At 41.7% G+C, this 11,890-nt stretch carries 9 protein-coding genes; 3 read left to right on the top strand and 6 right to left on the bottom strand.

Annotated elements, in window-relative coordinates; genetic code table 11:
• The 3 genes from V5298_RS17475 to msrA all read left to right on the top strand — a co-directional run.
• A partial coding sequence (locus tag V5298_RS17475) for a methyl-accepting chemotaxis protein (RefSeq protein ID WP_332932717.1) occupies positions 1-770 on the top strand: 770 nt, incomplete at its 5' end.
• 116 nt (positions 771-886) lie between these two features.
• Positions 887-1,372, top strand: coding sequence for a TlpA family protein disulfide reductase (locus V5298_RS17470; RefSeq protein WP_332932716.1), 486 nt, complete (start codon positions 887-889; stop codon positions 1,370-1,372).
• 146 nt (positions 1,373-1,518) lie between these two features.
• The gene (msrA, locus tag V5298_RS17465; protein ID WP_332932715.1) at positions 1,519-2,106 is read left to right on the top strand and encodes a peptide-methionine (S)-S-oxide reductase MsrA; all 588 of its coding nucleotides are present in this window, start codon (positions 1,519-1,521) and stop codon (positions 2,104-2,106) included.
• 137 nt (positions 2,107-2,243) lie between these two features.
• Here msrA and V5298_RS17460 read toward each other — a convergent pair whose 3' ends face one another.
• The 6 genes from V5298_RS17460 to V5298_RS17435 all read right to left on the bottom strand — a co-directional run.
• Positions 2,244-2,402 (bottom strand): hypothetical protein, encoded by a 159-nt coding sequence (locus tag V5298_RS17460; RefSeq protein WP_332932714.1) that lies wholly within the window; start codon positions 2,400-2,402, stop codon positions 2,244-2,246.
• Positions 2,403-2,675: 273 nt separating this feature from the next.
• Entirely contained in the window at positions 2,676-5,390 is a 2,715-nt protein-coding gene (locus V5298_RS17455) for a TonB-dependent receptor (RefSeq protein ID WP_332932713.1), read from the bottom strand.
• Positions 5,391-6,105: 715 nt separating this feature from the next.
• Positions 6,106-7,950: an alpha-L-fucosidase gene (locus tag V5298_RS17450; protein WP_332932712.1), complete on the bottom strand. Its 1,845-nt coding sequence runs from the start codon at positions 7,948-7,950 to the stop codon at positions 6,106-6,108.
• 253 nt (positions 7,951-8,203) lie between these two features.
• A complete protein-coding gene (locus V5298_RS17445) occupies positions 8,204-9,832 on the bottom strand; it encodes a sulfatase-like hydrolase/transferase (RefSeq protein ID WP_332932711.1) in 1,629 nt (542 codons plus the stop codon).
• Between the two features lie 34 nt (positions 9,833-9,866).
• Positions 9,867-11,351, bottom strand: a complete 1,485-nt coding sequence (locus V5298_RS17440; protein WP_332932710.1) for a sulfatase-like hydrolase/transferase — start codon at positions 11,349-11,351, stop codon at positions 9,867-9,869.
• A gap of 11 nt (positions 11,352-11,362) precedes the next feature.
• Positions 11,363-11,890: sulfatase family protein (locus V5298_RS17435; RefSeq protein ID WP_332932709.1), on the bottom strand; the 528-nt coding region annotated here is incomplete at its 5' end.

Genomic DNA, 11,890 nt, shown 5'->3' with positions numbered 1-11,890 from the left:
CCACAAAAGACTCTACCAGTCAGCAACAAGCCCAAACCCTGCAAGTTGCCACGGCACTCACCCAAATGGGCAGCTCTGTCTCAGAAGTTGCCCAATCGGCATCCTTAGCGGCTAAAAATGCAAATGAAGCCGCCATCAACTCTTTAGAGGGGCGCAAAGTTACCCAACATGCCGTACAGGCAATCAATCAGTTGAATCAGCAAATTGAAACGGTCTCGGGGGTTATCCAATCCTTGGACGATCACACCGCGGCCATTGGCAGTATTTTGGACACCATCCGCGGCATATCAGAACAAACGAATTTGCTTGCGCTAAATGCGGCAATTGAAGCTGCCCGTGCTGGTGAGCAAGGTCGCGGGTTCTCAGTCGTTGCCGATGAAGTGCGCACCCTTGCGCAACGTGCCGCCAAAGCCACCGATGAAATTCAGGTGAAAATTGATAGATTCCAACATGATTCAAAAGATGCCGTGAATCAAATGTTAGACAGTAAATCTCAAACACAAAAAGTGGTCTCGGCCACCGACAATATCGATCGCCTTTTAGTGCAAATCAACGACGAAATCTCACTCATTAACGACATGAACACCCAAGTTGCCACCGCCACGGAAGAACAAGCAACAGTGGTGGAAGATATCAGTCGAAATATTAATGAAATCAGTATTTCAGGGGACAGCACGTTAAACGCAACGGCGGCTTTAGTTACCGTAAGTGAAAAGCTTGATGAGCTTGCCCTTAATCTTTCTTCGCAAGTTGAGCAGTTTAAGTTATAAAATACACGTTACCTTGATTGCCCTGTACGGCTTGTTCAAGAATAAGAAAATACACTCTATTGGTTACCGGGCTTACCGGCGCTTGAACAACAAGCGTCTCAACTTGGAATATATTGATGCAAAAACGTTACTTTATGCATGGCGTTATCCTGTTATTGGTTGCTGTAATAAGCGCCTGTAGCTACTCCAGCGCTAGCCAACAAGAAGATGCGGTGGGTGAAATTAGCCAACAACAGTTACTTGTCCAGTACCCTGTATTTTCAGATAATTACAACGCCTATTCACCCAGCGATGAAGAAGTGTCTGCCCTCGCCTCTTTACAAGGGCATTCACTGTTAGTTCTGTTTGGTACCTGGTGTCACGACAGCGAGCGGGAAGTACCCCGTCTGCTTAAAACCCTAGATGCCAACGGGCTTAATGGCATCAATATTCAATTAATTGCCGTCGACCGCAACAAGCGGGACCCGAAAGGCATCGCCCTTTCCCATGAACTTAAATACACGCCAACCTTTATTTTATTAAAAGATGATAAAGAGCTGGGCCGAGTAGTTGAAAGACCCAAACTCACTCTTGCACAAGATTTACAAGCTCTGGCCATATAAGCGACACCGTAACAGAAGTTTCATTGCTAAAATGAGCACTGCCGAACCCCGTCGCCACTAAAAAAATGAAAGTTATTGCTGGTTAGTCCGTTCTTTTACTTTATAGGCCTGACATATTTTGCAGGTATAGAAAAATAGGAACGGATATGAAACCTGCAATAACTTTATTTTTACTCAGCGTGTCGATGACCTCTTTTGCAACCCATGCAAAAGAAGCCGTATTAGCAGGCGGTTGCTTTTGGTGTATGGAATCAGACTTTGAAAAGCTGGAGGGCGTTACTGACGTAGTTTCTGGGTTTACCGGCGGCAACGTGAAAAACCCCACCTATAACGGTAATCACCAAGGCCATTACGAAGCGGTTAAAATTACCTATGACGAGTCGAAACTCAGCTATCAGGATATTCTCGCCCACTATTGGGTAAATATTGACCCTTTTGACGCCCAGGGCCAGTTTTGCGATAAAGGCAGCAGTTACCTAAGTGCCATTTTTGTTGCCAACGAGCAGGAGCGCCAGCTAGCAACAGCCTCAAAAGCGGCCGTTGAAGCACAATTTCCCGACCAAACCGTGGTTACTCCCATTCTAGAGGCCAGCCGATTCTATCCCATCAAAGGTAATGAAATTGGCCATCAAGATTTTTACAAAAAAAGCCCTGTTCGCTACAAACTTTATCGCTGGAACTGCGGCCGCGATCAGCGCTTAGAGCAAATTTGGGGAGACCAAGGGGGTCATTAGCTACTCGCCCGATTAACTGGTCGTCAGAATTAAGATATGTACCTACTAATTATACGCATTGGCAAATAGGAAATTGCTATCCTTTGGGACGAGCAGACTTTAGAATTCCTCAAATGTATTGTTTGATTTGATCGGTACTATTGACTGATTGATGTAGTAGCATAGTGAATGTCATCCTCTGTATTTTTTATTTGCTCTCGACCAAACCTATTGGCTTGTACCGTAGTTAAACCCTCATACTGGATACGTAATTCGATGGCGCCTTTCATGCGATAAAACCTATCAACCTCATTCATCCGTTCTTCCTGATTATCGTTGGTTTCGGAATTAAGAAATCCCCATAAATAATTAATTTAATTCGTTATTTTAGATTTTTTATCAAGTGCAAAAAATTAAAATAAAGCACTAAAAGGAAATATTGATGGTCACGTTCTGGTTACTATTGGTCTCTAAAACGGTAACGATTCAAAAAGAAAAAGCGATAAACCTTATCGATTTATCGCTTTTTATATCAACACAGAAAAAATATTCAGCTAATAACTAACCAAAATATAATCAATCGCGCTAAGCTAAAACTTATACGTAGCGGTTAGCGCGAATTGACGGCCGCGAGCAAAATAATCTAAGAAGTTTGCTTCATAACCTACAAAATCACGACGATCATCACTGGTTAAGTTCGTGCCGTTAAGTTGCAAATCAAAACTATCAGTAACACGATATGTTATATTCATATCGAGTGATTCAATAGCTGCGGTAAACCGGGCTGAATCAACTTGGGAGCCAGTACCCTGCAGACTACGGAAAAATTCGCCACGGTAAACATATGCCAACCGCACAGTAAATAGATCCGCTTCATAAAATCCAACAAAGTTAAAATTATCCTGTGATGAACCCGGGAAGCCAAAGCCCGCATCTCCAACATCCTTATCAAATGAGCTATCTACATACGTATAGTTGGCAGAAACGCCAAACCCTTCTAAAGCAGGTAGAAGTTTATCAAAAGGCTGATAAATACCAACTTCTATCCCGGACGCTTCACCATCAGAAAAATTCACAGCCGTTGTTAGATCGTATACGCCATCGTAGCCAGGAATCGTTGTACTATATTGGGTTGTATCTATAATAAAATCTTTAACATCTTTATAGAAAACACTTAAAACTGATGCACCATCATATTGGTTGTAATATTCCAATGTAATGTCATAGTTATATGCTGTCATCGGATTAAGATCTGAATTTCCAGATGTTGCTACTCCAATATCAGTCTCGGTTGACACTACATTAATACTTGTTATTGGAGCCATATCTTCATAATCCGGACGGCTCAATGTCTTAGAAAAACCTAAACGCAAGGCTAACGAGTCGGTCAATGCAATATTAAAGTTAACATTCGGCAGGAACTCCCAGTAATCTCCGCCCGTTGTTTCATTTACAGGATCCGCGCCACTTATAACGACACCCGCAGTGGCAGAGTGATCGGTATACACTGCACGTAATCCAACATTACCACGCACCGGTGTATCGCCTAATTCAGTATCAAAATTTACCTGTCCCCATAACGAGGTAATGGCCTCTTTGCTCAAATGAGATGCTGCAGGATCAACACCCAAATCATCAAATTGGGTCTCTAGAACAAAAGGATCAACTGATGCAATATCTGCCAAATCAAAACGCAACCAACTAGACGGCTGAAAGTTTTCATCATCCAAAAAGTCATTGGGTGTAACATCGCCGGTAAGCGCTGCTGCAGCAATTTCATCAGCTTGCTCCGGATTATAACTGGTTCCAATTTTAGTACGACGAGAATTTAATTCCGTATTAGAATAACTCACACCATAATCAATTGAGCGGATAACATCATGATCAATATCTGTGGTCAATCCTAGGGTAACCCCAGCATTTTCTCCATCTAAGTCAATTTGGCGAACGACCATATCAAATAGACTATACCCATCAACTTCATCAATTCCTGCTTGTTCTATATATGGAATTTCCCCATCCAAAACGACATTAATTTGTGAATTATCAAGAGATTTTATCATACGTGAGTGACGTAAATCCTGAGCGTAATCCACTTCTGAATAATATAAATCCAGATTAACACTCGTATTGTTTAGCATCCAATCAAAGTTAATCCCAGTAATTAAATTTTCCGTTTCATTGTTATACTGCAAAGACATCACTCTTGACGAAACCGGTGCATCACCAGTGGAGTCACGATAATCTAAAGAGGTAACAAGGCCTTGGTCGTCAACTTCAACACTATTGGCATTAAACACAGTGCTTGCATAACTACTATCAAATAACAACTGCCCGTTATCACGGTGTGATTTATTGTCGTAATTTGAATACATGAGATCCCACACAACTTGTAAACCACCATCAGTCTCATACTGCAAGCCCGTAGAAATGGCGGTACGTTTTGGTTCGCTGCGTATGGGGTTCATAGATATCAGGTATGGCGCACTAACCCCTTCCATTGTGCTATCCTGAACGCCGTCACCATCACTATCGATAAGTAGATCTGTAGAAATTCGCTGAAGCTGTATTTGATCGCGGTTTAATTCAGAGTCAGACAAAACCAGTCCGATATACCCCCCTAAATTTCCTTTATCATTTTTACCCACCACTAAACCGTTTATACGATTACCTGTCCCACCCACGAGATCTTCATACTCATACCGTAATGAAACATTACCGGTAATATCACCATTTTCGAGACCTTTCACACTTAATGGACGCAGCGTTTGTAAATTGACCTGCCCAGCTAAACCACTTTCAGGGCGATCCGCCGTTTGACCTTTAGAAACTTCAACGCCAGATAGAACACTCGGTGGAAATACATTGAAATTCATTTTACGTAAACTACGCCCCTCGTTACCTGAAGAGAGTAAAGTCCGGCCATTAATAGTTGAATTCACAAATTCCGGACCTAGGCCACGAATAGATACCCGATCTCCATCGGTACCTGCATCATCAGTTTCAATTTGGACACCAGGTATACGCTGAATTGCCTGAGCAATGCTATCATCAGAGAACTGGCCAATATCTTCAGCAGATATTGCATCAACCACTGTATTAGAAAACCTCTTTATATCTCGGGCTTCATCAAGACTACTTCGTACCCCTGAAACTTGAATAACTTCAACACCAGACTCTTCTGTTTGCGCCATAGCAATAGATGAAACGGTCATGCTACTAACAGCTAATCCAGCAAAAGCTGAGTTTATTATTTGGGCTAATTTCTTTTTTTCTTTAAAATTTTTAATTTTAATCGTTTTCATATGCAGTGTATCCACGTTGTTGTATCAGTTCTCAACAGACCGATTTTCATCAGTAAAACAGGCATTCGTTTACAAAACTGGAGCCAGAATCTCACAAAACATTTACATCTGCAAGCTAAATTTTATATATGCAATACAATTTCACATATAATTCATATAAATTTTGAGCACAAATCTTTTCAAAAAGAGTAGCTATTTACCTACCCACTAAATAAGAAAAAGAAATAACTATATTAAACAAACAGATATAGTTACTTTTGAGATGTGAGAATCTAAATGACGTGTACATCAGGTTCCCACAAAAAATAATTTATGATGTGAATAAATACTACTTGCAAAAAACAGAGGATGTTAACGACAAGTAAAACCAGACTGTACACCTTAGCGTAGCTAAACCATCATGCTCTTTGCCTCTCAGCGTGGTAAAAGAAGTGTTTAATAGTATTTTTATGAACTTAGGAAACGACTTAGGTGTAGAAGAGGAAAGGACTTGTGGCTAAAAATACGACTTAGTAATCTAGATATCTGAAAAGCATTGACGTTAATTCCTCGATGACAACAATACTGTCATTGCCTTCCACCGAGTTTGACCTACTTCCTATGGACATGTCTTATCTTTGAATAAAGACCATATCAATTTTTCCAAAGAAAGTAGGTCACCCTAGCTGAATTTTACTTACCCATAAAGTAAGAAGATTGTTTTCAGTGAATAGCTCTACTCTACCATGGGGCTCAAACGGATAGACTCTAAGCGAATACCGCCATCGATCACATTACTGGTAGGTGAAATCGACAATATTTGCGAACCTTGCTGCAATGACATGACCCCCAAACGAACGCTGCGAAAACGGGGAAGTAAACCACCATTCATTCGCCGGGAATGCTTTCTTTCCCCAGAGTCCAGTGCCTGCATTTGTAGTGATTCTTTACCAATCTTGATCAACCATTCAGAATAATCCACGTTTTCATTCGCTGAATACCTTACATCCACCTGATAAATTCCGGGATTATCCACATAGATATTCCAACTCCCTTCGCCATTATCCTGCCACGAATTCAGAGTTTCAGCATAATGCCACTCACCAAACTTATGCATCCAACGAATGGGTTTATTGATACAACCACGACAATCAGCAAACACGGCATTAAGTTCAGTAGGTAAAGCCGGATCAATCCCTATGGCTTCCCGTACCCGAGGTTTAGCTTTCAATTCCACTTCAATAATGGGCACAAGATCGTCAGGCTTGTTGAAGGGGACACTAATCGTGGTTAACCCAGACGACTCCTGATGAAATGTGAGCTGTTGAGATTTATCTGTGCTTATTGCCGCACCTAGAATAGGCGTCATTAAGCCACTTAAATATAACTTACCATTTTGAGGCCAAGTAAATATATGCAGATACAGCTTATTCCCTTTAACTGTTACATCCCCCCATGATTGCGCTCGTCCCCATGGTGAAGGATCAGCGCCATAAATAGTGTCACCATGGTGTTTTAACCATTGTCCTGCTAAACGCAGATTATGTGCGGCCATTTCTGGAATATTTCCATTCCCATCAGGTCCAACATTGAGCATATAACTACCACCACGTGCAACTGTCGTTATCAATCTTTGCGCGACCTCCGGACCACTTTTCCAGTTTTTGTCGTATTGGGTAAAAGCCCAGGAATCATTGGTGGTATCCACGGTTTCCCATAATCCTTGATGATTATTCAGCGCAATAGTGTGGTCACCTAAACTGCTGTAATCCCCCACTCCGTTTCCGATACGACTGTTGATCAGAGTTTGAGGCTGTATTTTTCTTACTAAATCAACCAACTGCTGTGATTGTTCCTTCCCCATGTCTCCAGGCGTATCGAACCAAAGTACAGCAACGGGACCATAGTTAGATAACAACTCGGTAACTTGCGGAATAACCTTACGATGGAAATATTCATCAAAACTTCGAGTTTGCTTTTCATCCGACCATGATAGGTTAGCGCCGCCTTGTTCGTACCAATCCTGATATTGCGAGTAATAAAACCCCAAACCAATACCCGCATCCTGACAGGCTTTAGCTAGGGCTTTGAGGGGATCTTTCTTGTAAGGCGTCGCATCAACAATATCGTAATTTGTCACGGCAGAATCATACATTGCAAAACCTTCATGATGCTTTGCTGTGATCACAATGTATTTCATACCTGCGTCAACAGCCAGTTGAACCATTGCTTTGGCATCAAATTCCTCAGGATTAAATTGTTTAGCCAATACAGAATAATCATCAACTGCGATCCCCGCCATCCGATCGTGCATTAACCATTCACCAATGCCATAATAGGTTTTTCCTTTCCACTGCCCCCCCGGAATACTATATAACCCCCAGTGCACAAACATGGCGTATTTGGCTTCCTTAAACCATCGTCCACGCTGCATACTTTCTTGGGAACCTGCAACTGAATTATCCCCCCAAAGCTCATCCATTGAACGCTCTTGCGCAATGGCTGCTGAAACCTGAGACACGACAATAACTATGAATACCCATACACCCAAAAACCTAGTTAATTGACCATGTTTACTCATCAACCTACCCATACTTGTTCACCTTGATAAATTATTGCTGGAGGCATGTGTAGCTCCAATAGCCATTATCACAAATCGCACCAACAATGTTTTAAGAAGTAAACGATAATCCATATATAAACCAATTACAAGCAAATAACACTGCATTCACAAAGCTGAAACAATGAACATGCTTTTGCATTGAGTAGGGGATATACAACGATTAACAATAAAAGAGGAGTAGGGCGAAACGCCCTACAGGTAGCAGAAGTGCTTAATTAGATGGGTCTTCCATCGGCTTAGGTAAAGTAATACCAAATGTTTTCTCGAATTCTTCAGGATCCTGTTGGTATTGTTTAAAATATTGCTGATAATCGTGAATAAAGGAGGACTCAAAATATGACTTTTTTTGCTTCCAAGCAATATTACGATCAAATATGGTTGCATAGTTAACGTAACCATTAACATGAATGGCATCATGTTGCCAATTTTTCACCTGTAGGTCATATAAATTGTGTAACGTATGTAAAGGTGTTACGTAATTTTTATTACGCACAAGATTACGCATTTCTGGCATATTTTGGGATAAATCAAACAGCTCTTCACTCTCTGATATCCCCTCTGCATATGGCCAGTAAATATATTTCCATTTGGGAGTCACTACTCCCAAATAGTGAGTCGGTGCTGAACCCCATACATTAAGTAGGGGGACAAACTGATGCACTGTCTGTGAAGGATGACGTAATACTTCGAGTAAGCTTACCCCATCCAAATGTTTATCAGGCTTAATGCCTGCTAATTCTAAAATTGTAGGAACAAAATCGGTATTCGCCGTTAACGCCTCAGTCTGACTACCTGCTTGCATTTTATTCGGCCTGGGATCATAGATAATTAGCGGTACCTTAACAGATTCTTCATAGGGTAATACCTTGCGGGAAAAACCATAATTACCATTTTGGTACCCATTGTCAGCCGTAAAGATAATTACAGTATTATCAGTCATGCCCAATTTGTCCAATTCAGCCCGAAGACGACCAAGGACAACATCCACGCCATAAATTTGCTGGTTATAATCCGCCATGCGCTGATTAAATGTATCAGGCGCAAATCCAAATCCATCCTCAGTAAGATATTGCCGGCCTAGTTTAGCCTGAAGTGCTAAATGCTTGCCCTTATCCCGCCAATAATTTGCAGGTTTACTGTATTCCCTTCCCTCAAACAAAGAAGAAAATTGTGGATCCGGCCGAACTGGTGCATGAGGGGCTTTAAAACTTACCGATAAATTAAACGGCTTGTTCTGCTTGTGAGCTTCGCGAATAAAATCAATTGCTGCAGCACCATTCGCTTGCGTTACATGGGGGTAGCGTTTTGCATACTGCTTCAAATAGTAATTGTTGGCCGTTGTATAGTCCAACTGGCCTTTACCACCTGCCCAAAAATCAAATTTGTCCACCGGTAAATTTTGATAATCAGCAGGTAATTTTTCCGGATTTAATGGTGGTGTTTCAAAACCAAATTTACCAACAAATCCAGTTAGATAACCGGCTTTTTTCAATAAAATGGGATAAGACGTTTCAAAAATATCAGACTGCATACTCCCATGCATAAAGTTAGTCCCTGTCCGATATTCCAGTAAACCTGTCATAATTGTGGCGCGACTGGCCATACAAATCGATGTCGTATTGTAGTGATTGCTAAAAGTGACTCCCTGTTGAGCCAATTCATCGATTTGTGGCGTTAAAAATTCTGAATTTTGATATCCCGTTGCCCAATACGCCATATCATCTGTTAGTAAAAATAGAATATTGGGACGCTGCTCATCCGCTTTTGCCGTTATCGTTAGCAAGGAGGAAATTAGCAACATGCTCAGAAGCAGCAATTCTATGGGTTTGATATTAATCATTTTACTTACCTTACAGTCTATGTAGGAACATCAGTTATTTTTGCGACAATAGCTCAGGATATGACGTCACCAAATCTAACGTATCACCCATATCTTTTTGCTTTGCTATTAAGAGATTGAAAAGTTGGCGTACCTTATTCCAATGTTCCGGCTGTCCTGCAAGATTCCGTATTTCATTGGGATCCTGTTGCAAATCGAACAGTGCCACTTTTTTATTATCTGGATATAAAATGAGCTTTAAATTATCCTTAATTATGGCCCGTTGGAAATTCATATAAGCGCCATAAATGCTTGAATAGCTGGTTTTTCGAGCATCGTTAACAAGGGGCAGCAGGCTTTTAAACTCAATACCATCTAGGTCCGCTTCGGCAACCTCCAATGAAGTAGCCATTGCATCTTGCAGATATATAAGCTGCTTACGAATTTTCCCCTTAGGGATTCCAGGCCCTGTTAAAAACAAGGGGGCGGCTAAACTATGCTCATACATATTTTGCTTCCCCATCAGCCCATGTTCGCCAATTGCCAAACCATGATCGGCAGTAAAAATAATTAGGGTATTATCTAGCTCTCCTCGCTGTTTGAGTTGAGCCACCACTCGACCAATCTGCTTATCCATGTGACTAATAGCGGCATAGTATTCTTGTCTGTTAACTTTTACCGAATACTCCGTACGAGGATAAGGTGCTAGCGCTTCATCTCTTAACAGGGTTCCCAATGGAAATGCAGGGCTGATAACCTTTGGTGTCTCTGCCTTACGTTTAATTCCCATTGCTTCCATTAATTCACTATTAGGTCTGGGAATAAAATTCTCAGGCAACGATAAGGTACTAATTGGATATAAGTCCTGATATTTTTTAGGTGCCTGACGCGGATCATGAGGCGCATTAAAGGCCAGGTAAACAAAGAAGGGTTTATCGTCCTGATAGTGACGAAGAAAATCAATCGCTTCGTCAGCCTGAACTTCACTCCAATGCTTACCACCTTGCCAATATCCCCCCATTGTTTGATCATAAGGGCTCCAGCTATCCTGCTGTGGATCAAAACTTCGAAGATATCGGCGATTTTTTTGCAGTGGCATGCCTGCCCGTTCTGTACCAATAGAATCAAAAACCAGTGCAGCAGGAACGTCCACATGCCATTTTCCCGTCATATAAGTGTTATACCCGGCTTGTTGCATGCGTCTGGCCCACAACTGACTGGCAATTTGGCGAGTTACTTTGCCGGCGTTATAAGCTTGCTCGACTTCTTTGCTGCGCCATAAAAATTTACCCGTATTGAGCATTGTCCGCGATGAATGGCATACAGCTGGAACCCATGATCCCATGTTATACGCTTTTTCAAATACCGTGCCTTGCGCGGCTATTCGATCCAGATTAGGGGTTTTAACGACGTCATTTCCGTTAAACCCTGCCGTCTTATAGCTCAAGTCATCAGCAAATATAAACAGGATATTCGGCTTAGCATGGCCAGTATTGCTCCCAACTAACCCCACCAGAATTAAAATAATTAACTTTTTCATGCTAATTTTAATTAATGTTGTCCGGTAGTTCGTGCTTTAGATAAGGTGGATGCTTTCGGCTCCGCAGGCAACGTTGCCTTCCACGCTGTAAGTAATGCAGTTAAATGCGCCACCTTGTCAGGATATCTATCTGCCACATCTAATTGTTCACCACGATCTGTCATAATGTTGTACAACGCTTTACTATTTGAGCGTCTATCCCAGAATAATTTCCATTCTCCCTCACGCACCACTAACAAACTTTTATTCAAATTCGAGCGTAGCTCCCCTTGCTCTGGCGCATACTGCCACTCCCAATACATTGGTTTACTGCGTGTAAAGGGTTTACCTTCAAAAAGCTTCAACACATTTTCACCGTCAGACTGATACCCATCCGGCAGGGTTGCTCCCGCTGCTGCGGCAAAAGTAGGTAACAAATCCACAGCTGTTATGACGGTTTGCGTATCAACAACCCCTGCTGGCACTTTACCAGGCCAGCGAACGATAAAGGGAACGCGAATTCCGCCTTCGTAGGTATCACGTTTATAACCTCGTAAACC

Origin of the sequence: Alteromonas sp. 14N.309.X.WAT.G.H12 (assembly GCF_036697315.1) — a bacterium.
Lineage (GTDB): Bacteria > Pseudomonadota > Gammaproteobacteria > Enterobacterales > Alteromonadaceae > Alteromonas.
Note: the sequence above shows the minus strand (reverse complement) of the source record. Positions and strands in the feature narration are given on the sequence as shown.

What these genes read in the sequence shown, in the direction of transcription:
- V5298_RS17440 (WP_332932710.1), bottom strand. Translation starts at nt 11,351, where the DNA reads ATGAAAAAGTTAATTATTTTAATTCTGGTGGGGTTAGTTGGGAGCAAT.
- V5298_RS17460 (WP_332932714.1), bottom strand. Translation starts at nt 2,402, where the DNA reads ATGAATGAGGTTGATAGGTTTTATCGCATGAAAGGCGCCATCGAATTA.
- V5298_RS17445 (WP_332932711.1), bottom strand. Translation starts at nt 9,832, where the DNA reads ATGATTAATATCAAACCCATAGAATTGCTGCTTCTGAGCATGTTGCTA.
- V5298_RS17470 (WP_332932716.1), top strand. Translation starts at nt 887, where the DNA reads ATGCAAAAACGTTACTTTATGCATGGCGTTATCCTGTTATTGGTTGCT.
- V5298_RS17450 (WP_332932712.1), bottom strand. Translation starts at nt 7,950, where the DNA reads ATGAGTAAACATGGTCAATTAACTAGGTTTTTGGGTGTATGGGTATTC.
- V5298_RS17455 (WP_332932713.1), bottom strand. Translation starts at nt 5,390, where the DNA reads ATGAAAACGATTAAAATTAAAAATTTTAAAGAAAAAAAGAAATTAGCC.
- msrA (WP_332932715.1), top strand. Translation starts at nt 1,519, where the DNA reads ATGAAACCTGCAATAACTTTATTTTTACTCAGCGTGTCGATGACCTCT.